Below are 19,566 nucleotides of genomic sequence, written 5' to 3'. Positions count from 1 at the left end.
AGTCATCATGCGATTCAAGCCCAGCCTTGCCTTCGTGTTCGCCGCCAGTCTCGCTGCCGCGCCAGCCATCGCCGGCAAGGGGCCGGACGCGGTTCCCGTGCCGCCTTCGGGTGTCATCGGCATCAGCAACAACGCGATGCTCACTCCGGAATTCTGGATCAAGCAGCTGGCCCAGCCTGATCGCGTGCTGCTCGACACACCGGCGATCCAGGCGCAGAACGCCAGGTTGCTGCAGATCGATCCTTCCATGCATGACCTGAAGGCGCTGCCGGCCTCTCTCGATCGCGCGAAAGTGGAAGGCTGGATCAGGGACCTGTCGGAATATCCTTCCAAGCCGCTGTTCGACGTCAACGGTAAGCCGGTAGCCGCCACACTCAAGCAGGAGGTCACCGGCCAGCTCGCGCTGGACAGGGTGCCGGCGCAGCAGTCCACGCGTTATGGCCTGGTGGTGCAGCGTGCCGCACTGCGCACGTTCCCCACTGACCAGCGGGTGTTCACCTCGACCGACGACCACGACATCGATCGCTTTCAGGAAACCGCGGAATTTCCCGGTACGCCGATGGTGATCGCGCATGAAAGCCGTGACGGCCAGTGGCTGTTCGTGGTGAGCCCGCGCTATGCCGCCTGGACGCGCCGCGAGAACGTGGCGGAAGGCTCGGCTGCCGAAGTGTTCGGCTATGCCGGCAAGACGCCGGTGCGCATCATCACCGGCGACAACGTGGCCACCGTGTTCACCCCCGAGCAGCCGGGTATCTCGCAGTTGCAACTGGACATGGGCGTGGCCGTGCCGGTGCTGGCCGACCAGCCGGCCGACCAGCCGGTGAACGGCCAGTCGCCGTACGCCTCGCACGTGGTCGAGCTGCCGCTGCAGGGCGCCGAGGGCAAGCTCGCGTTCTCGCCCGCACTGGTGCAGCGTGTGGCCGATACCGGCGATAGCTACTTGCCGCTGACCGAGGCCAACATCATCCGCCAGGGCTTCAAGTTCCTGGGCGAGCGCTACGGTTGGGGCCATGCCTACGACGGGCGCGATTGCAGCGGTTTCGTGTCGGACGTCTATCGCAGCCTGGGCGTGCAGATGCCGCGCAACACCAGCAAGCAGGCGATCAGTCCCGCGTTGACGCACCAGGCGTTCACCGACAAGGACAGCCATGACGCGCGCATGAAGGCGGCGCTGGCGCTCAATGTCGGCGACCTGGTCTATATCCCCGGCCACGTGATGATGGTGATCGGCAAGCTCAACGGCGAGCCCTACGTCATCCATGACACGGGCGGCATCAGCTACTTCGACGGCAACGGCACGATGCGCCGGGTCAAGCTCAATGAAGTGTCGGTGACGCCGCTGCTGCCCCTCATGTTCGACAGCAAGCACAGCTATGTCGACCGCATGACCAGCATCGTGCACATCCGCCCGTGATGGCCGCCGCCAACCCCATTCTCCCTTTCGAAGACAGGAAGCCTCCGAGCGTCATGAAGATCACCGACATCCAGTTCGGCATGCTGCGGGTGCCCTTGAAGACGCCGTTCAAGACGGCGCTGCGCACCGTAGGTACGGTCGAAGACATCGTGGTGATGGTGCACACCGACACCGGCCACGTGGGCTACGGCGAAGCGCCGGCCACGGCCGTGATCACCGGTGACACGCATGGGTCGATCGTCGATGCGATCCGCCATTACATCGCACCGCGCCTGATGGGCCAGGACATCGCCGACCTCAACCGGCTCACCCAGCTGGTGCAGAGCTCGATGGAAAAGAACACCAGCGCCAAGGCCGCGGTGGAAATCGCCCTCTACGACCTGTGGGGCCAGTTGTACAACGCGCCGCTTTACAAATTGCTGGGCGGTGGCGATCCGGTGATCACCACCGACATCACTATCAGCGTGGACTACATCGACAAGATGGTGGCCGATTCGGTCAGTGCGGTGGAGCGTGGCTTCGAGTCGCTGAAGATCAAGGTGGGCAAGGACATCGGCGTCGACATCGAGCGCGTCAAGGCCATCTACGCCGCGGTGCAGAACCGCGCGCTGCTGCGCCTGGACGCCAACCAGGGCTGGACCGCCAAGCAGGCCGTCTATGCGTTGCAGACGCTGGAAGATGCAGGGGTTCGGCTGGAACTGGTGGAGCAGCCGGTGAAGGCGCGCGACCTGGAAGGCATGCGCTACGTCACCGAGCGCGTGCATACGCCGATCATGGCCGACGAAAGCGTGTTCGGTCCGATGGAAGTGATCGACCTGATCCAGATGCGCGCCGCCGACATCATCAACATCAAGCTGATGAAGACCGGTGGCATATCCAACGCCATCCGCATCGCGGACATCGCCGCGATGTACGGCGTGGAGTGCATGATTGGTTGCATGCTGGAAACCAGCATCAGCGTGGCGGCCGCGGTGCACGTGGCGGTGGCCAAGTCGGCGGTGATCACCAAGGTGGATCTGGACGGCCCCTCGCTGTGCCAGTACAACCCCATTGACGGGGGCGTGATCTTCAACGAGTCGGAGATCTCGGTCACCGAGGCGCCCGGATTGGGAATCCGGGAGATCCGTGGCCTGGAAAGGTTGCCCGACTGATATGTCACCGCTGGTGAAAATCCGCTCCGAACGCGACCAGATGTCGGCGGTCGAGCGGCGCATCGCCGACTTCATCCTGGAAAACGCCCAGCTGCTGCGCGACTACTCCTCGCAGCAGCTGGCCAATGCGCTGGGCATCAGCCAGTCCAGCGTGGTGAAGTTCACCCAAAAGCTTGGTTTCAAGGGCTATCCCGACCTCAAGTACTCCGTGGGCGAGGCGATCGCACGCGCCGACAACGGTGACGCCACGGAGGTGTCGCCAGAAGCGGATGGAGGCGAGCATGATCTGCGCGCGACCCACTTGTGGCGCCGCAAGTCCGAGGCGGAAGAAGAGACCCGCCTGATCAACCCGCCCGAAACCCTGCAGGCCGTGGCCGATGCCATTGCCGCGGCGGGATGCAAGGGCAAGGTATTCATGATCGGCCTGGGCGATGACGACATCTATGCGCGCAGCTTTGCGTTGCGCCTGTCGCTGCTGGGCATCCCGAGCGTGCACAACTTCGACGCGCCGCGCATGGCAGCGAGCGTGTCCGCCGCGGGCGAAGGGGATGTGCTGCTGGTGTTTTCCGAGCAGGGCAGCCATCCGGCGCTGTGCAAGATCGGGCGGTTCTTCCGCGAGCGCCGCGGCCTGCTGATCACGGTCACGCGCCACACGTCCAATCCGTTGCGTGCGCTGGCCGATCTCGCGCTGCTGGTATCGGCGCACGACGATCGACCGTATTTCCAGCCCGTGCTGTACCAGTCAGCGTTGCAGCATCTGCTCGACCGTGTGTTCGTGCAGTTGTGCGAAGGCGACGAGCAGCGTCACGTGCAGTTGCTGGCGAACCTGGAGCGCGTCCAGCAGGTGCTGGAATCGTAGTCACTTCGTATCGAGTCCGGAGTCCCATGAAGCCTGTGCATCGCCATTCCCTACTTCACGCCCTGTTCGTACTGGGCGTCGGTGCCGCGACCTGTGTTGCCGGACAGGCTACCGCTGCGCAGGCCGACGCCGCCTGGCAAAGCTCGACGCAGATGGTGCTGGTGGTGACGCCGGACTGGAGCGCCGACCATGGCGTGTTGCGTGCTTATGAGCGCGACGGCAATGTGTGGAAGCCGGCGGGCGAGGCACAGGACGTCACCGTCGGTCGCGCGGGTGCCGCGTGGGGAGTGGGGCTCAGCGGACCGCAATCCGATGGCCCGCAGAAGCATGAGGGCGATGGTCGCGCCGCGGCCGGTGTATTTCGCATCGGGCAGGTATTCGGTTATGCCGATCACGCCGACACCCGCATGCCTTACCAGGCGATGCAGATGAGCGACTGGTGCGTCGACGTGGATGGCTCGCCGTATTACAACCAGATCGTCGATGCGAAGAAGGTCGGCGAAAAGGCGGTGGCCGGTTCCAGCGAACCGATGCGTCGCGACCTGCACCTGGATGGCGACCAGCGCTACAAACTGGGTTTCGTGATCGAGCAGAACCCGCAGGGCAAGACGGGCGGTGGCAGTTGCATCTTCGCCCACCTGTGGAAGTCGCCCACCGATGCCACGGCTGGCTGCACGGCGATGCCCGAGTCCGCCATGCGTGGATTGCTGGCGTGGCTCAAGCCCGAGGACCACCCGGTGTTCGTGCTGTTGCCGCAGGACGCCTATCGGCGGCTTGCTGCGACCTGGCATCTGCCCGCGCCGGGCAAGCAACCTTGAGCGCCACGACGAGGGTACTGATCGGTCTTGCGCTGGGCGCCATGGGTGGCCTGGCGCTGGCGGCGTGGCAGCCCGACCATGCGGCGCAGGTGGCGGATGCCGTGCAGCCGTTAGGACGCCTGTGGCTCAACGCATTGCAGATGACGGTGGTGCCGCTGGTGTTCGCGCTGGTGGTGGTCGGCGTGAATACGGCCAGCGATGCGGCAGCCTCGGGGCGCATCGCGCGGCGCGCCATCGTGGCGTTCATCCTGATCCTGGTCGGCGGCGCGTTGTTCGCGGCGGCGGCGGCCCCCCGCCTGTTCTCGCTGTTCTCGCACAACGACGAATTGACCCGTGCGCTGGAAAGCGCGGTCGCCACGCATGCAGCACCGGCAACCACCGGCGTGGGTTGGGCGGAATGGTTCAACGGCATCGTGCCTTCCAACGCGATCATGTCCGCGGCGCAGAGTGCGATGCTGCCGCTGGTGGTGTTCGCACTGTTCTTTGGTTTCGGCCTCACACGCATCGATGCCGAGCGGCGCCAGCTGGTGATCCATTTCTTCCAGGCCATCGCCGACACCATGATCGTGATCGTGCGCTGGGTGCTGTGGGTGGCGCCGCTGGGCGTGTTCGCGCTGATCCTCGCCGTGTGTGCCCGGGCCGGGCTGCACATGCTCAGTGCGCTGGGCATCTATGTGCTGGTGGAGTGCCTGCTGTATCTGGCGGTGACCTTGCTGATGCTGCCGGTGGCCGTGCTGTGGGGCGGCGAGACATGGCGTCGGTTCGTGCCGGCGCTGGTGCCCGCGCAGATCGTGGCAGCCAGCACGCAGTCGTCGCTCGCTTCGTTGCCGGCCATGCTCGAAAGCGCGGAGCGTCGCCTCGGCTATCCCTCGCAGGTCAACGCGCTGGTGCTGCCGATGGCCGTGAGCCTGTTCCGCTTGACCAGCCCGGTGCAGTACGTGGTGTCGGCCTGCTTCATCGCCTGGGCCTATGGCATCGACGTGGGTGCAGCCCAGCTTGTCGCGGCGGCGTTGCTCGCTGTCGTGATCAGTCTTGGCTCGGTGGGTCTGCCGGGCGCCGTGAGTTTCATGGCGACCAACTTGCCGGTGGCGCAGGCGATGGGTGTGCCCGTGGGCCCGCTGGGCCTGATGCTCGCTGTCGATGCGTTGCCCGATGCATTGGCCACGCTGGGCAATGTGACTGCCGACCTTACCGCCACCAGCGTGGTGGCGCGTCAATCTGCTGAAGAAACTGCATGAGTACGATTACGGACGCGGATGTCATCGTCATCGGTGCCGGCATGGCCGGCGCCTCGGTGGCCTATTTCATGGCGCCCCATGCGCGCGTGGTGGTGCTGGAGCGCGAGCAGCATGCGGGCGTGCATTCCACCGGGCGCTCGGCCGCGCTGTTTTCGGAAACCTATGGCTCGGCCCAGGTACGTGCACTGACGCGTGCCACGCGCCCGTTCCTGGAGCGTCCGCCGGAAGGCTTCGCCAATCATCCGATCCTGACGCCGCGTGGCACCGTGATCATCGGCAATGGCGATCAGGCCGAGGCGGTGCACGCGATGTACGAGGAGATGGCTCCGCTCGGCGATGGCGTGCGCATGGTTGATGGAGCGTGGTTGCGGAGCAGGGTGCCGGTATTGCGTCCGGAGGCAGCGGAGATCGGCCTGTCCGAGCCGGGTTCCGCGGACATCGACGTCAACGAATTGCACCAGGGCTTCCTGCGCGGGCTGCGCGCGCGGGGCGGCAAGCTTCGCTTCAACGTGGGCATTCGCACGATCGAGCATGGCCCGGGCCATTGGTTCGTGGATGCGGGCGAGGAATCCTTCCGCGCGCCGCTGCTGGTCAATGCTGCCGGCGCGTGGGTGGACGAAGTGGCCGCACTGGCGGGCGTGGCGCCCATCGGCATCCAGCCCCGGCGCCGCTCGGCCTTCCTGTTCGAGCCGCCGTCGCAGATGGATACCGCGCACTGGCCGTTCGTGATGGACGTGGAGGAGGCCTTCTACTTCAAGCCCGATGCCGGCCTATTGATGGGCTGCCCGGCCAATGCCGATCTGGTGTTGCCCCACGACGTACAGCCGGAAGAACTCGATATCGCGATGGGCATCCACCGCATCGAGGAAGCCACCACCATGACCATCCGGCGCCCCACGCGCACCTGGGCGGGCCTGCGTTCGTTCGTGGCCGACGGCGACCTGGTGGGCGGCTTCGCGCCTGGCAGCAGCGATTTCTTCTGGGTGGCGGCACAGGGTGGCTATGGCATCCAGACATCCGCCGCGATGGGCGAGGCCTGTGCCCATCTCGCTCTGGGACGCCCGCTGCCGGCGCACCTGCAGGCAGCGGGTATCAGTGCTGACATGCTCAATCCCGGGCGTCTGTTCCGCTAGCGGAGCGGCGCCGGGCGATACGGAGTTTCAGGGCAGCGCGTGCCCGGGCCGGGTCTGCGCGACCGGCAACTCTTCACCGCTGACGGTGGATATGGGCACGTTGGCATTGGCGTGGGCGACCACGCGTCGCGTCACGATGTGATCCTGGCGTTTTTCCAGGCGCTCGATGTAGCGCTGGCGCAGTTCCAGCAGCCACTCCGCGTCCGAGCTGTCCAGGCCAGCCTCGCGCACACGGCGCAGGTGTTCCTTCTCCAGCGCCATCAGGTGGCGCGAATCGCGCAGACGTTGTTCCAGTTCGGCGATGACGTGCATCGTGTTTCCTCCCTGTTCCGGCGGAAAGGCAGTATGCGCGCGCAAGATTGCCGAGTTGTGAAGGGTTGGGGCTTACCTTTTCAGTGCAGCCGGGCGCCAAAAATGACCAGTGCAGCCATGGTGGCGTGTTTCTGGTCCGCGCCCCAGGGTGGGCCCGCCCATCGGCCTAGCTTCGCAATCTCGTCGGCCCAGGGGCAGGCGGAGGGTTCCAGCTGATCCAGGGCCCGTTCCGGAATCAGGCCCAGGGGCAGGCCGCAGGCGGCCACGGCGGCGGCCAGTGCATCGGGAAACAGCTTTCCCTCGGCCTGGTGCATGCGGATGTGCATGGCGAGGATCTGCGTGGTGGTCCAGGCCGGCATCGGTGGCCCGGTGAGCACGGTGCCGCCGGCAATGTCGTGGCCTGCTTCGCGTAGCTCCTGCACCCAATGGGTCACGCTGCTGGCCGAGGCCTCCCGGGCCGCCGCGATGCCTCGTTGCACCAGGGCCTCGGCCCGGCTGGGGGTCATGCCTTCGGCGGCGTGATAGGGCTGCTTGGCCCAGGCTTCGATCTCGGTGTCGACCAGGGAAAGCCGGCGCCGGTCCACCAGATGCGGATGCTCGTCCTGCAGCGCCACCGCCACCGCGGCGGCCCAGCCCGAATGCGCCTTGAACCCGATGGCAACTTTCATGGCCTCGCTCCCCATGCGGCAACGCATGGTCAGGGAAATGCGGGGCCGGTATAGCACGGTCGGGCGTGAGGAAACGTCGTGGTTGCTGCAGTGCGGCGCGGGTTTGAGCACAATGGAGGCTCCGGCGCCGCATTCGGCGGGCCGGAGAGGCCTGGGCATGCTCCTCGTGGTCGTACCCGGCCTGGTTCCCCTGACTTCCCCCTGTTGGCGGCCCCATGCTCCTGATGATCGAAAAGCAGCAGGCGGGTTCCTGACGGTTCGCAATTGTCCGCAAATCAGGACAAGGAAGCGCTTTTCCGACATTTCGTGTTCGCAGGCGTCCGCGACAAGCCGCCAGTCTCCGTAGATTTTGGGGGTACCGTTGGGGGTATCGGCTTCAGGCCCAACAGTGATACCCCCCACCTGCGCGTGTAGGTGTAGCGGACGCCGATGCGCGGCGCGGCTGGGGCAGCATGTCCTCCTAGGGTTCCCGAGGCCACAAAACGGACTTACGGCCTCGTCAAACAAGGTCATATGCGGGTGCTGGCGGGTACCAAACTGTCGCGGCACAATGAGTGAACGGGGAAATCAAGGATGAGTAATGAATTTGGAGCTGCGGAAGTTCAAGGACATCAATTTAGCCGATCCGTTTTTTGATTCGCTCAAAGCCGATTACGCCGAATTCCCGGCGTGGTTCGCTAAGAAGGCTGAAGACGCCGCCTACGTTTTTGAGGGTGATGGCGGTGCAATAGACGGATTCTTGTACCTGAAGGTGGAAGAAGGCGAAGTGGGGGATGTGGTTCCTCCTCTGCCGGCGCGTCGTCGAATCAAGATCGGTACGTTGAAGATCAACGCTCACGGTACAAAGCTCGGCGAGCGCTTCATCAAGAAAATTTTTGATCATGCGCTCTTCGAGCAGGTCGACGAAATCTATGTAACCGTCTTCGCTACTCACACATCTCTCATTGCTTTGTTCGAGCGTTACGGATTCAAAGCGCTGGCAGAGAAGCACACTCAGAACGGCACTGAGTTGGTGCTCGTCCGTGATTTGCGGTCGGGATATGTAAATCCCACTGCCAGCTACCCTTTAGTTCCGCTCAACGGGCATAAGGTGGCGCTGCTTGCGCTTTATCCTCAGTGGCACACAAGGTTGTTGCCAGATTCGATTCTAAATAACGAAGATGCTGACGTCGTTGAGGACGTTTCGCACACGAATAGCATTCACAAAGTGTACTTGGCAGCGATGGCGGGCCTATCCGCGCTCGAGCCTGGTGACGTCTTGCTGATCTACCGGACATCTGATGGTGCCGGACATGCGCACTACAGATCCGTGGCCACTTCAGTTTGTGTCGTGGAGGAGTACCGGTCGATTCACTCGTTCCCTGACCTCGAAGCCTTTTTGGCTTACTGTCGGCCATACAGCGTTTTTACTGATGCGGAGTTGCGCAATTTTTGGGCGGCGAAGAAGTACCCGCACGTAATTAGGTTCACATACAATATCGCGCTGAAAAAAAGGGTGACGCGAGGATTCATGATTGAAGACGTCGGGCTTGATGCCGCTGCACGTTGGGGCTTCCTGCCGCTGACACATGCGCAGTTCCAGCAGATCATCCGCAAAGGCGAAGTCGATGAAAGTCTTATTAAGCATTAAGCCGGAGTACGCGGAAAAGATCTTGGCCGGGGAAAAGCGCTTTGAGTTTCGAAAGGCTGTACCCAAAGCCGAAGGGCTCAAGACGGTTGTGATCTATGCAACGAAGCCGGTCGGTAAGGTTGTGGGGGAGTTCGAGGTCGAAGGAATCTTGAGCGGACGGCCACGGGTTATGTGGTCGCTCACATCTGGTTTTGCGGGCATCACAAGGAAGTTTTTCAACGAATACTTCCGCGGGCGTGATACTGCCTATGCGATCAAGGTCAAACGTGCAAAGCGCTACGAGGAGCCGTTAGACCTGGGCGCGGTGGTCAGCAGCGGCGTCGCGCCGCAGTCGTTTTGTTACTTAAGTTGAGCTGCCAGCAGAGAGTGGGTGCAAATCGCTCCACCGGTCGCGTCTCAAAAAAAGCCCCGCTATGCGGGGCTTTTTACTTAGTCATCATCGGATCTCTTCGATTTGGATGGCGGTTCCATAACACGTCTTGCGAGGCCACCAACCAAGCCTGACACAGCGATGGTTGTCAGTATGTGCTGGATTGTCTGAAGTTGGCTGTCATTTAGCCAAGCCCACCCGGCGGGGATGAGTTGATGCAGAGACCAAGCAATGATGCCTGCACAGGTACAGATCAACGCAACCCAAAACAGCACCTTTATGCCGACTTGTAGCTGCTTACGTAAGTCCTCAAGCCTGTCGTGGTCTGCTTCCCTGGCCTCCAAATCAAGATCGCGATTGGCATTGACCGCAGCACTCTCTTTGCGAGCCTTCGCGTCGTTGAACCAGCGCCCCCACCCAGACTTCTGCGGTGGGGCGATGCGCGGCACTTTTAACTGAGAGGTCTCTTTTCCCGGGTGAACCGGAGCAGGTCCAAGAACATTCGGATCTTCATCGTCCTGCGGCTCCATGCCTTCCACAGATTAGTGCCCCCGACTCTTTTCAGAGGCTTGGGCCTTCTGGCGATAGAACTGTTCTATGAGGTCGTTCGATATGGTCGTGTTCTGACCAGATTGACGCCATGCAATGTCCCATGGCGTGCCGGCCTCATGAGTCATGCTGGAGAGCTGGATCCCCGTATAACCGCCATATATGTCAGCCACCTGGTCCATGATTGACCGTTCTGTGTCATCAAACTGGACATCAGCGCCGCTAAATAGAGGGACGTTCTGCACGGGATTGCTGCCATAGCCTCGAATGGCCTGGTACAGCGAAGGAACTACGGGGCCATAGCGCCACGCAGCCACGGGCTCGTCCAGCAATGGGCGGCCAGCAAGGCCGAGCATCCACCCATGGGCCATATAAACAAGCTTCAACAATTGCATCGGCGTAACAGCACCATCGCCGTGCGTCTTGCAACGGTCGAGGATGTACTTAGCAACGGCGAGCGAGCGGGCATTCATAAGTATTTTCCTCACCAAGATGCTCACCGAGCGCCACAAAGGTACGCCAGTGCTGCATTAGTCGGTGTGCTTCATAGATAAGTGTTACACAAGCAAATCTCAATTGCTTGGAACGGCCAGGGGCTTTCTGGCTCGTGCGGCTGTCAGTTCCGGTGCACAACTAGCACCGGGTTACCCCTATCCTTATCAAGCGCGGTCTGTGCCAACTCGGCACTCAGGGCGCGACCAAACCCCGGTTTTGTGACGCCTGCCACCCACTAAAATTGGGGGTATCGTTGGGGGTATCGGCACCCTAAATCGTCGCCCATCGTTGACAAAATAGTCAATAAAATCAAATAGTTAGACATATTCTATGCTACTAATGATCGACAACTACGACAGCTTCACCTTCAACCTCGTGCAGTACCTGGGCGAGCTGGGGCAGTCGGTGAAAGTGGTGCGCAACGATGCGCTGGACGTGGCCGGCATCCGTGCCCTGAAGCCCTCCCACATCATGATTTCGCCGGGACCCGGTACGCCGGATGATGCCGGCGTGTCGCTGGACGTGCTGAGCGAGCTGGCGGGCGAGATCCCGGTCTTCGGCGTGTGCCTGGGTCACCAGGCCATCGGCCAGGTGTTCGGCGGCAAGGTGATCCGCGCCAAGCAGATCATGCACGGCAAGACTTCGCCGGTGCGCCATCGCGGGCAGGGCGTGTTCGCCGGCCTGCCCGATCCGTTCGAAGCCACGCGTTACCACTCGCTGGTGGTGGAGCAGGATTCGTTGCCCGATTGCCTCGAAGTCACCGCGTGGACGGAAAATCCCGATGGCTCGATCGACGAGATCATGGGTCTGCGCCACAAGACGCTGAACGTCGAGGGCGTGCAGTTCCATCCCGAATCGATCCTCACGCAGTACGGCCACGACCTGCTGCGCAACTTCCTGGGCCTGCCGCTGAAGCTGGCGGCATGAGCGGGGCGCAGAACCCGTCGGTGGGGCGCCGCGTCACCATCACGCCGCAGGAAGCTCTTCAGCGCACGATCGAGCATCGCGAGATCTTCCACGACGAGATGATCGAGCTGATGCGGCAGATCATGCGTGGCGAAGTGAGCCCGCTGATGACCGCGGCGATCATCACCGGCCTGCGCGTGAAGAAGGAAACCGTGGGCGAGATCACCGGTGCGGCGCGCGTGATGCGCGAGCTGTCCGCCAAGGTGGATCTGCCGGCTCACGAGCATTTCGTCGACATCGTCGGCACCGGCGGCGACGGCGCATCGAGCTTCAATATTTCCACCGCTTCGATGTTCGTGGCGGCCGCGGCTGGCGCGCGCATCGCCAAGCACGGCGGACGCAGCGTGTCGTCCAAGTCGGGTAGCGCGGACGTGCTCGAAGCGCTTGGCGCGGTCATCGACCTGCCGCCGGCGAAGGTCGCCCAGTGCATGCAGGATGTGGGCATCGGCTTCATGTTCGCGCCCAACCATCACCCGGCCATGAAGGTGGTGGCACCGGTGCGCAAGGAAATGGGCGTACGCACCCTGTTCAACATCCTCGGGCCGCTCACCAATCCGGCGGGTGCGCCGAACATCCTGATGGGCGTGTTCCACCCCGACCTCGTCGGCATTCAGGTGCGCGTGCTGCAGCAGCTCGGCGCAAAGCATGCCTTGGTGGTGTGGGGCCGCGACGGCATGGACGAAATCTCGCTAGGCGCGGCGACATTGGTGGGCGAGCTGCGCGACGGCGAAGTGCGCGAGTACGAGGTCGAACCGGAAGACTTCGGCCTCGCCATGGCGTCCAGCCGCAACCTGCGCGTGGAAAACGCGGAGGAGTCACGCGTCATGCTGCTTGAAGCGCTGGAAGGCCGCCGTGGCGTGCCGCACGACATCGTCTGCCTGAACTCGGGCGCGGCGCTGTATGCGGCCAACGTGGTGGATTCCATCGCGGCCGGTATCGAACTCGCGCGCGCCACCATCGCCAGTGGTGCGGCCCGTGCGAAGTTGGACGACTTCGTGGCGTCGACTCAGCGTCTGGCGGAAACGGCCTGACGCTCACGCCCTCTTCATGCCCACTCCCCGCAAGCTTTTGACATGACCGACATCCTTCAACGCATCCTTACCCGCAAGACCGAAGAGGTCGCCGAGCGCAGCGCGAAACTGCCGCTGGTCGAATTGTCCGCTCGCGTAGGCGACCTGCCGGACACACGCGGATTCGCGGCCGCCATCGAAGCCAAGGTCGACGCCGGCTTGCCAGCGGTGATCGCGGAAGTGAAGCGCGCCAGCCCGAGCAAGGGCGTGATCCGCCACGACTTCGATCCGGCGGCCATCGCGCGCAGCTACGAGAAGGGCGGCGCAGCCTGCCTGTCGGTGCTCACCGATCGCGACTTCTTCCATGGCAGCGAAGATTTCCTGCAGCAGGCGCGCGATGCATGCTCGCTGCCGGTGCTGCGCAAGGACTTCGTGATCGACCCGTACCAGGTGTACGAAGCACGCGTGATCGGTGCGGACTGCATCCTGCTCATCGTTGCCGCGCTCACCGACGCCGCCTTGCTGGACCTGTCGCTGCTGGCCGCCGAGCTCGATCTCGACGTGCTGTGCGAAGTGCACGATGCGGAGGAGCTGGAACGCGCGTTGGCGCTGCCGGTGCCGCTGATCGGCGTGAACAACCGCAACCTGCGCACGTTCCACACCTCGATCGATACCTCAATCGAACTGCAGCAGCTGATGGAATACGACCGCATCCTGGTGAGCGAGTCGGGCATCCATACGCCGGACGACGTGGCGACGCTGCGCGATGCCGGTATCAATGCGTTCCTGGTCGGCGAGGCTTTCATGCGCGCCGACGATCCGGGCACGGAACTCAAGCGATTGTTCGACACCAAGTAAGCGCCGATGTCTACAGGGGAAAGCAGTTCCATGCCGGCAGCGGCGGACATGGCCGTGTCCGCGCCGCGTACCGTGCTGTTCGATTTCGACGGCGTGCTGATTCACGGCGATGCCTTCTATCTCTTCATGCGCGATCGCTACCAGCACTCGCTGCTGCGCAAGTTCGGCGCGTTGCTGACCTTGCCCTGGTTGCTGCTGGTGACGCCGTTCTCGCGGCGCCGCGCGATGCGCACGCTGGTTCATGTCGGACTTCTGGGCGTGGGTGAGCGCCGCTACAAGGCGGCGGCCGAAGCATTCGCCGAGCATCTCGTTCGTCGGCCTCGTCAGTTCTGCCGCGATGGCCTCGGCGCGCTCCGTCGCCACCAGGCTGCCGGTGATCGCGTAATCGTGGTGACGGGCTGCGAGCAGGTGCTGGTCACCCACATCCTGGCGCAGCTTGGCCTGGGTGGTGTGGAGGTGATTGCCTCGCAGTTTCGACCCGGGCTGCTGGGCATGCGCGTGAAGCTGCACAACATCGGCCGTCGCAAACCCGCTCAGCTGGCCGCTTTCGGGGTTCGCGAGTGGCATGTGGCCTATAGCGATTCCCTGCTCGATATCCCCATGCTGAAGCCTGCCGCCGAGGTGGTGCTGGTCAACGGCACCCCGAAGCTGTGCATGAAGCTGGAAAAGGCACTGGGCCGCACCATCACTCGCGTGGATTGGTTCTAGCCCACCGGTTCCCTCTGCTGTAGAGCGCACCTCGAGTACGATCCGGCCGGGTCGTGCCCTGTTCGCGTTTTTGCCCGGGGAGTTCTTGCTTCTGTCACGCGAGCGGAACTACGTTAGGACTTACATAAGAATCGCAGGGAATCGCCATGTATCTCCCCTCGCTCGCCCAGCTGGCGCTTGGCAGCCGTCTCAAATCGCTGAGCGATCACTTCTACGGTGCCGTGGACGAGGTCTATCGCGCCTGTGGCGCGGGCGTGGAGTCGCGCTGGTTCCCCGTGCTTCGCTTCCTGTGGGAGCACGGCGAAACCACGGTCAGCGATGTGGCCGCCGCGATCGGGCAGACCCACTCGGCGGTCAGCCAGCTGGCCGACAAGCTGGTGGATGCCGAGCTGGTGGAGCGCCGCAAGGATGCCCAGGACGGCCGCCGTAGCCTGCTGGCGCTGACCGCGAAGGGCCGCCACGCCCTGGCGGCGCTCGGGCCGATCTGGGTGGCGGTAAGGCGCGGCATCATCCAGTCGCTGGGCGAGGAGGGGCTGCAGACGCTGCTGGCGGCGCTGTCCGCCACCGAGCAGGCGCTGCAGGAGCGCCCCGTGGTCGAGGCGATGCTGGCCGAGCACGCCGCGCTGGTCAGTGCCACGCTGGAGATCGTGCCCTACGAGTCGGCCCTGAAAGAGCATTTCTACCGCCTCAACGCGCAATGGCTGGAACGCCACTTCCGTATCGAGGACATCGACCGCGAGCTGCTGGGCGACCCGGAGCGCTACGTGCTGGCGCCGGGCGGGGCAATCTTTTTTGCGCGCCTGGACGGCGAGGTCATCGGCACCTGCGCGCTGCTGCAGGAGTCCCTGGGCGTCTACGAGCTGTCGAAGATGGGCGTGGACGAGACCTTCCGCGGCATGGGCGCCGGGCGCAGCCTGCTGGCCGCGGCCATCGCGGAATTCCATCGGCGCGAGGGCCGGGAGCTGTTCCTGGAATCCAACAGCCGCCTGAAGACGGCCCTGCGCATGTACGAGCAGGCTGGGTTCGTGATGCAGTCCGCCACCCGGCCCGGCTCGCACTACGAACGTGCCGACGTGTACATGGTTTATCAGCCGGCAAAGGGCGGTCGCGCCCGCGCCGCCGCCAAGGCCTGAACGAAAACGCCGCCCGGGCCAGGGGCCGGGGCGGCGTCACTCGTGCTTGCGTCGTTCCGGCAGGGCTTGCCGGTCAGCGAGTCCCGCGCACCACGATGGTCTTGCCCGCCACGTCGATCATGCGCTGCTCTTCCAGCTGCTTGAGCACACGGCCGACCATCTCGCGGGAGCAGCCCACGATGCGGCTCACTTCCTGGCGGGAGATGCGGATCTGGGTGCCGTCCGGGTGGGTCATCGCATCCGGCTCCTGGCACAGGTCCAGCAGGGTCTTGGAGATGCGATTGGTCACGTCCATGAAGGCCATGCGGCTTACCTGGCGCGACGTCCGCAGCAGGCGGTGCGTGAGCTGGGAGCCGATGGCGAACAGGATCTTCGGGCACTCCTCGCGCAGCGGACCCTCCATCAGCTGGAACAGGCGTTCGTAGCTGATTTCGGCCATTTCGCACGCCGTACGGGTGCGCACCATCGACTCGCGCTGCGCCTGTTCCACGAACAGGCCCATCTCGCCGATGAACTGTCCACGGCTCAGGTAGGCCAGGATTAGTTCGCGCCCCTGTTCATCTTCCGTGCAAACGGCCAGCGAGCCGTCGACGATGTAATACAAGGTGTTGGCCGGGTCGCCAGGCCGGATAATGGCCGTCTTGCCCGGATAGCGGCGCCGGTGGCAAAGCGCCAGGAAGCGCTCCATCGAGGCCGGATCCGGAGCGAAATTGGCCGGCGCCTGGGAACGTTCAAAAGCTTGCTGTAGCTGATATTTGAGTTGCGCCACAATGAGTCCCGTAGATTCAATCCGGGGTCCGCAGGCGGCCCCCAAGTGTCCAATCCTTCCCCCCTCCGGGCATTATGGCAACTAATTTGAGCCGCCGAAGGTTCAGTTTTCCCTTTTTTTGCCGCATACTTCACGGTCTTTCGGACGCGAGCGTGTCGTGATCCGGTCACAAGGGTCGTGGAAGCTTCCTGCTTTCACGTTCAATTTTCTAGCGGGGACCCTTGTAGCTAACCCGCCTCTACTGCTGGCCATGATCCCGGCCATGGAGAGTCGCTGTGGTAAAACCGCTTCCGCGCCTGCGTCTGCAGGGCTTCAACAATCTGACCAAGGCCCTGAGCTTCAACATCTACGACATCTGCTATGCAGTGTCTGAAGAACAGCGCCAGCGCTACATCGAATACATCGATGAGCAGTATGACGCCGATCGTCTCACCCAGATCCTGACGGATGTGGCCGAGATCATCGGTGCCAACATCCTCAACATCGCACGTCAGGATTACGATCCGCAAGGCGCATCCGTCACCATCCTCATTTCCGAGGAGCCGGTGGTGGAGAAGCTGGGCCGCGACACGATCTCCGACGCGGTGGTCGCGCACCTGGACAAGAGCCACATCACCGTCCATACCTACCCGGAAACGCATCCGCACAACGGCATCGCGACTTTCCGCGCGGACATCGACGTGGCCACCTGCGGCGTGATCTCGCCGCTGAAGGCCCTGAACTACCTGATCGACAGTTTCGAGTCGGACATCGTCATCGCGGACTACCGCGTGCGCGGCTTCACCCGTGACGTGAAGGGCAAGAAGCACTTCATCGACCACAAGATCAACTCGGTGCAGGACTATCTGGCCAAGCACATCCGCCAGAAATACGAGATGTTCGACGTGAACGTGTACCAGGAGAACATGTTCCACACGAAGATGCATATCAAGGACTTCGACCTTGATACGTATCTGTTCGAGGCGCATGCCGACGATCTCTCCTTCAAGGAGCGCCAGCGCATCGAGTCGCTGCTGCGCCGGGAGATCGAGGAGTTGTTCCACGGTCGCAACCTGATGTGACGAAAAACCCGCCGAAAGGCGGGTTTTTTTTGTATGGCCTTGCCAAGCTTTCACTCCCTCTCCCTCCGGGAGAGGGTTGGGGAGAGGGTGCGGGTCTTGCCACAGCCTCCGGATCTGGCACCTCCGATGAGGTGGGTTTCTGCAGTCTCATTCAGTAATTCGTGCGCTTCCGCCAGGGTGCCGCCTACGCGGCGGGCGTTTCGATCCCCTGCCGGCGCTCGAGTCACTTTTCTTTTGCTGGCCCAAAGGAAAAGTAACCCAAAGAAAATGGCCTTAAGAGCCAGAGCTCTCAGCGTTGGGTGGAATAGAAGCGCCTGTCGACCGGTGCAAGCAGAATTAGTGACGTGCTACCTCGAAGGAATCCGCTACGCCGCAACGCGCCGAGGCGAAGAGGACTTAAATCAATCCCGGTTTTCGGGTCGGTCCCGCACTTCTCCCTCTCCCCTCTGGGGAGAGGGCCGGGGTGAGGGGTGGGTGCTCGCGATAGCGTTGAAACGCGGTTGGCCGCGTCGCGCGAGGCACTAAATCCGGTACGCCACCGTCTTCATCACCATCGAAGACAGATGCATCAATCCCGGAATCGGGAACGGCAAGTCCACGCCGCCACGTTCGCGGGCGTTGTGCGCGTGGCGGATCTCGTCTGCCTGCATCTGCATCAGCACGGCACGCGAGCGCTCATCCTGCGCGGGCAATTGGTCGAGGTGCTCTTCCAGGTGTGCCTCCACCTGGCGTTCCGTTTCCACCACGAAGCCCAGGCTGATCGGGTCGCCTGCCAGCGCAGCGAGTGCGCCTATGGCGTAGCTGCCGGCGTACCACAGTGGATTGAGCAGGCTGGGGCGGCTGTCGAGTTCCTTCAGGCGCTCGTTGCACCACGCCAGATGATCGGTCTCCTCGGCGGCGGCGTGCAACAGGTGCTCGCGGTTCTCGTCGTTGCGCGCCAATGCAGCCTGGCCGTCGTAGAGCGCCTGCGCGCAGACTTCGCCGGTGTGGTTGATGCGCATGAGGCCGGCGGCGTGGCGGCGCTCGGCGTCATCCATGTCGGCTTCGTCGAAGGTGTCGGCGGGCGACGGGCGTGCCGCCTCCGGCGCTCCTGCAACGGTTTCCAGGGCGCGTTCGACGCCTGCCAGCAGGCGGTCGAGCGGGGAAAGCGTGCGTGCGTTCATGGCGAATTCTCCAGTTGCTGCGCCAGCAGGGTCAGCGGATGCATATGCGGCCAGCGCCGGCCCTCGGCATCCATGCCTGCGGCAAGATGCAGGCGACATCCGATATTGGACGACAACAGCTGCTGCGGCGCTACGGTGGCGATTTGTCCCAGCGTGGCTTCGCGCAGGCGTGCGGCGCGCTCCGGGAATTCCAGCATGTGCGTTCCGGCAGCACCGCAGCAGTAGGGTGCGCGAGGCACCACCTGCAGGTCGAGCTGCGGAATTGCGCGCAGCAACTTCTGCAGTGCCGCTTCATTGCGTGCGACATTCACCTGCGTGCAGGGAAGGTGCAGGGCGATGCGTCCTGCGAGCGGGCGAAAACGCAGTCGATCGGCGCGCGTGGCCAGCAGCCCGATCGGATCGTCCACGGCGACGCCTGGCAGCGCACGTCGCAACGTGCCCAGGCAACCCGGCGTGACCGTGACAAGGTGCTTTGCGCCCGAGGCCTGCCAGGTTTCGCGCGTACGCTCGGCGAGCTCGTCGGCCGATGGCATGTCGCCTCCATGCAGGTCGATGGCGCCGCAACAGAAGGCGGGCAGCCGGACGACGCGATAACCCGCCGTGCGCAGCAGCAACATCGCCGCTTCTTCCGCGCCGGCGTCTTCGATGCTGGCCACGCAGCCGGGAAACAGCGCGACGGTGATGGCGTCGGTCGAAACCTCGAGTGCGGGTGCAGCAGGCGCCCTGTCGGGCTTATCGGGCATGGTCTCCAGCGCGACGCGCCAGGCCGACTGCGCGGGAAGGCGGGCGGCAAGCCGCTGCTTCCACCGCGCCAGGCCCGTAGCGCCGCCGAGCTGTGCCGCCAGCCGAAGCAGCGTCGGTTGCTTGAGCAAGGTGAGCAGGCCGCGCGGGCGATGCTTCATCGGGCCGATCATGGCCCGCGTTTCCACCAGCAATTCGCCGTACTTCACGTTGGCGGGGCAGACGCGCTCGCAGTTGAGGCAGCCCAGGCAGTGATCGAGGTGGATGCGCAGCGCTTCCGTGGGCTCGGCATCGCCGCGTGCCAGGGCCGCGGCAATGGCAATGCGGCCGCGCGGAGACTCCGCCTCATTGCCGTCCAGACCGTAGGTCGGGCAGGTGGGCAGGCACAGCCCGCACTGCACGCACTGGTCGGCCAGGGCGGCGATCTTCTGTTCTCGGGTATAGGGGGGCTTTTCAAGCGCCATGCTGGTCATGCTATCATTGCCAGCTCGCATCCCACCGGTCGGTGGGCTTGCGCGAT

21 protein-coding genes are annotated in these 19,566 nt (G+C 63.6%); 14 read left to right on the top strand and 7 right to left on the bottom strand.

From position 1 onward, the window contains the following. Window positions 1-7 precede the first annotated feature (7 nt). The 6 genes from EPB08_RS14690 to EPB08_RS14665 are packed head-to-tail and all read left to right on the top strand — an operon-like array spanning window position 8 to window position 6,613. On the top strand, window positions 8-1,414 hold the full coding sequence (locus EPB08_RS14690) for a C40 family peptidase (protein ID WP_130619832.1): 1,407 nt from the start codon (window positions 8-10) through the stop codon (window positions 1,412-1,414). A 53-nt stretch (window positions 1,415-1,467) separates the two neighbouring features. Continuing rightward, complete coding sequence (locus EPB08_RS14685; protein WP_130619831.1) at window positions 1,468-2,565, top strand: dipeptide epimerase; 1,098 nt, start codon at window positions 1,468-1,470, stop codon at window positions 2,563-2,565. A 1-nt stretch (window position 2,566) separates the two neighbouring features. Beyond that, entirely contained in the window at window positions 2,567-3,424 is an 858-nt protein-coding gene (locus tag EPB08_RS14680; RefSeq protein WP_130619830.1) for a MurR/RpiR family transcriptional regulator, read from the top strand. Window positions 3,425-3,450: 26 nt separating this feature from the next. Continuing rightward, window positions 3,451-4,242 carry a L,D-transpeptidase family protein gene (locus tag EPB08_RS14675; protein WP_425598260.1) on the top strand — a complete coding sequence of 264 codons (792 nt, stop codon included), beginning with the start codon at window positions 3,451-3,453 and terminating at the stop codon, window positions 4,240-4,242. Further along, window positions 4,239-5,480, top strand: coding sequence for a dicarboxylate/amino acid:cation symporter (locus EPB08_RS14670; RefSeq protein WP_130619829.1), 1,242 nt, complete (start codon window positions 4,239-4,241; stop codon window positions 5,478-5,480). Before EPB08_RS14675 ends, EPB08_RS14670 begins: the two co-directional genes overlap by 4 nt. Further along, on the top strand, window positions 5,477-6,613 hold the full coding sequence (locus EPB08_RS14665; RefSeq protein ID WP_130619828.1) for an NAD(P)/FAD-dependent oxidoreductase: 1,137 nt from the start codon (window positions 5,477-5,479) through the stop codon (window positions 6,611-6,613). Before EPB08_RS14670 ends, EPB08_RS14665 begins: the two co-directional genes overlap by 4 nt. 27 nt (window positions 6,614-6,640) lie before the next feature. Here the strand turns inward: EPB08_RS14665 and EPB08_RS14660 are convergent, their stop codons facing one another. After that, on the bottom strand, window positions 6,641-6,925 hold the full coding sequence (locus EPB08_RS14660) for a hypothetical protein (RefSeq protein WP_130619827.1): 285 nt from the start codon (window positions 6,923-6,925) through the stop codon (window positions 6,641-6,643). Window positions 6,926-7,005: 80 nt separating this feature from the next. Beyond that, window positions 7,006-7,593 carry a hypothetical protein gene (locus EPB08_RS14655; protein ID WP_130619826.1) on the bottom strand — a complete coding sequence of 196 codons (588 nt, stop codon included), beginning with the start codon at window positions 7,591-7,593 and terminating at the stop codon, window positions 7,006-7,008. A gap of 580 nt (window positions 7,594-8,173) precedes the next feature. On the opposite strand from EPB08_RS14655, the gene EPB08_RS14650 reads away from it, so the two are divergent. Together EPB08_RS14650 and EPB08_RS14645 are read left to right on the top strand one after the other, a co-directional pair. After that, on the top strand, window positions 8,174-9,223 hold the full coding sequence (locus EPB08_RS14650) for a GNAT family N-acetyltransferase (protein WP_130619825.1): 1,050 nt from the start codon (window positions 8,174-8,176) through the stop codon (window positions 9,221-9,223). Further along, entirely contained in the window at window positions 9,201-9,575 is a 375-nt protein-coding gene (locus EPB08_RS14645; RefSeq protein WP_130619824.1) for an ASCH domain-containing protein, read from the top strand. Before EPB08_RS14650 ends, EPB08_RS14645 begins: the two co-directional genes overlap by 23 nt. Before the next feature lie 77 nt (window positions 9,576-9,652). On the opposite strand, the gene EPB08_RS14640 is transcribed toward EPB08_RS14645, so the two are convergent. Next, a complete protein-coding gene (locus EPB08_RS14640) occupies window positions 9,653-10,123 on the bottom strand; it encodes a hypothetical protein (RefSeq protein ID WP_130619823.1) in 471 nt (156 codons plus the stop codon). Between the two features lie 12 nt (window positions 10,124-10,135). Then, complete coding sequence (locus EPB08_RS14635) at window positions 10,136-10,615, bottom strand: Panacea domain-containing protein (protein ID WP_130619822.1); 480 nt, start codon at window positions 10,613-10,615, stop codon at window positions 10,136-10,138. A gap of 352 nt (window positions 10,616-10,967) precedes the next feature. Between EPB08_RS14635 and EPB08_RS14630 the strand changes: the two genes are divergently transcribed. From EPB08_RS14630 to EPB08_RS14610, 5 genes are all read left to right on the top strand, one after another. Beyond that, window positions 10,968-11,564 carry an anthranilate synthase component II gene (locus tag EPB08_RS14630; protein ID WP_130619821.1) on the top strand — a complete coding sequence of 199 codons (597 nt, stop codon included), beginning with the start codon at window positions 10,968-10,970 and terminating at the stop codon, window positions 11,562-11,564. Next, window positions 11,561-12,634, top strand: coding sequence for an anthranilate phosphoribosyltransferase (gene trpD, locus EPB08_RS14625; RefSeq protein WP_130619820.1), 1,074 nt, complete (start codon window positions 11,561-11,563; stop codon window positions 12,632-12,634). Before EPB08_RS14630 ends, trpD begins: the two co-directional genes overlap by 4 nt. A gap of 42 nt (window positions 12,635-12,676) precedes the next feature. Further along, a complete protein-coding gene (trpC, locus tag EPB08_RS14620) occupies window positions 12,677-13,471 on the top strand; it encodes an indole-3-glycerol phosphate synthase TrpC (RefSeq protein ID WP_130619819.1) in 795 nt (264 codons plus the stop codon). 6 nt (window positions 13,472-13,477) lie between these two features. Further along, entirely contained in the window at window positions 13,478-14,179 is a 702-nt protein-coding gene (locus EPB08_RS14615) for an HAD family hydrolase (RefSeq protein ID WP_130619818.1), read from the top strand. A 146-nt stretch (window positions 14,180-14,325) separates the two neighbouring features. Further along, window positions 14,326-15,312: a bifunctional helix-turn-helix transcriptional regulator/GNAT family N-acetyltransferase gene (locus tag EPB08_RS14610; protein WP_130619817.1), complete on the top strand. Its 987-nt coding sequence runs from the start codon at window positions 14,326-14,328 to the stop codon at window positions 15,310-15,312. Window positions 15,313-15,385: 73 nt separating this feature from the next. On the opposite strand, the gene crp is transcribed toward EPB08_RS14610, so the two are convergent. Next, a complete protein-coding gene (gene crp, locus EPB08_RS14605) occupies window positions 15,386-16,000 on the bottom strand; it encodes a cAMP-activated global transcriptional regulator CRP (protein WP_229238352.1) in 615 nt (204 codons plus the stop codon). A 356-nt stretch (window positions 16,001-16,356) separates the two neighbouring features. Between crp and speD the strand changes: the two genes are divergently transcribed. Continuing rightward, window positions 16,357-17,142 carry an adenosylmethionine decarboxylase gene (gene speD / locus EPB08_RS14600; RefSeq protein ID WP_019465856.1) on the top strand — a complete coding sequence of 262 codons (786 nt, stop codon included), beginning with the start codon at window positions 16,357-16,359 and terminating at the stop codon, window positions 17,140-17,142. A gap of 521 nt (window positions 17,143-17,663) precedes the next feature. Here the strand turns inward: speD and coq7 are convergent. Both coq7 and EPB08_RS14590 read right to left on the bottom strand, forming a co-directional pair. Continuing rightward, complete coding sequence (gene coq7 / locus EPB08_RS14595; protein ID WP_130619816.1) at window positions 17,664-18,305, bottom strand: 2-polyprenyl-3-methyl-6-methoxy-1,4-benzoquinone monooxygenase; 642 nt, start codon at window positions 18,303-18,305, stop codon at window positions 17,664-17,666. Further along, window positions 18,302-19,519 (bottom strand): (Fe-S)-binding protein, encoded by a 1,218-nt coding sequence (locus tag EPB08_RS14590; protein WP_130619815.1) that lies wholly within the window; start codon window positions 19,517-19,519, stop codon window positions 18,302-18,304. Before EPB08_RS14590 ends, coq7 begins: the two co-directional genes overlap by 4 nt. Between the last annotated feature and the right edge of the window lie 47 nt (window positions 19,520-19,566).

The sequence above is a fragment of the Dyella amyloliquefaciens genome (genome assembly GCF_004296575.1).
GTDB lineage: Bacteria > Pseudomonadota > Gammaproteobacteria > Xanthomonadales > Rhodanobacteraceae > Dyella > Dyella amyloliquefaciens.
Note: the sequence above shows the minus strand (reverse complement) of the source record. Positions and strands in the feature narration are given on the sequence as shown.

Coding starts and splice junctions, on each gene's coding strand:
- EPB08_RS14650 (WP_130619825.1), top strand. CDS start 8,174: ATGAATTTGGAGCTGCGGAAGTTCAAGGACATCAATTTAGCCGATCCG.
- EPB08_RS14665 (WP_130619828.1), top strand. CDS start 5,477: ATGAGTACGATTACGGACGCGGATGTCATCGTCATCGGTGCCGGCATG.
- EPB08_RS14675 (WP_425598260.1), top strand. CDS start 3,451: ATGAAGCCTGTGCATCGCCATTCCCTACTTCACGCCCTGTTCGTACTG.
- EPB08_RS14660 (WP_130619827.1), bottom strand. CDS start 6,925: ATGCACGTCATCGCCGAACTGGAACAACGTCTGCGCGATTCGCGCCAC.
- EPB08_RS14680 (WP_130619830.1), top strand. CDS start 2,567: ATGTCACCGCTGGTGAAAATCCGCTCCGAACGCGACCAGATGTCGGCG.
- EPB08_RS14690 (WP_130619832.1), top strand. CDS start 8: ATGCGATTCAAGCCCAGCCTTGCCTTCGTGTTCGCCGCCAGTCTCGCT.
- EPB08_RS14655 (WP_130619826.1), bottom strand. CDS start 7,593: ATGAAAGTTGCCATCGGGTTCAAGGCGCATTCGGGCTGGGCCGCCGCG.
- trpC (WP_130619819.1), top strand. CDS start 12,677: ATGACCGACATCCTTCAACGCATCCTTACCCGCAAGACCGAAGAGGTC.
- EPB08_RS14635 (WP_130619822.1), bottom strand. CDS start 10,615: ATGAATGCCCGCTCGCTCGCCGTTGCTAAGTACATCCTCGACCGTTGC.
- EPB08_RS14610 (WP_130619817.1), top strand. CDS start 14,326: ATGTATCTCCCCTCGCTCGCCCAGCTGGCGCTTGGCAGCCGTCTCAAA.
- EPB08_RS14640 (WP_130619823.1), bottom strand. CDS start 10,123: ATGGAGCCGCAGGACGATGAAGATCCGAATGTTCTTGGACCTGCTCCG.
- EPB08_RS14630 (WP_130619821.1), top strand. CDS start 10,968: ATGCTACTAATGATCGACAACTACGACAGCTTCACCTTCAACCTCGTG.
- trpD (WP_130619820.1), top strand. CDS start 11,561: ATGAGCGGGGCGCAGAACCCGTCGGTGGGGCGCCGCGTCACCATCACG.
- crp (WP_229238352.1), bottom strand. CDS start 16,000: ATGGAGCGCTTCCTGGCGCTTTGCCACCGGCGCCGCTATCCGGGCAAG.
- EPB08_RS14590 (WP_130619815.1), bottom strand. CDS start 19,519: ATGACCAGCATGGCGCTTGAAAAGCCCCCCTATACCCGAGAACAGAAG.
- EPB08_RS14615 (WP_130619818.1), top strand. CDS start 13,478: ATGTCTACAGGGGAAAGCAGTTCCATGCCGGCAGCGGCGGACATGGCC.
- EPB08_RS14685 (WP_130619831.1), top strand. CDS start 1,468: ATGAAGATCACCGACATCCAGTTCGGCATGCTGCGGGTGCCCTTGAAG.
- EPB08_RS14645 (WP_130619824.1), top strand. CDS start 9,201: ATGAAAGTCTTATTAAGCATTAAGCCGGAGTACGCGGAAAAGATCTTG.
- coq7 (WP_130619816.1), bottom strand. CDS start 18,305: ATGAACGCACGCACGCTTTCCCCGCTCGACCGCCTGCTGGCAGGCGTC.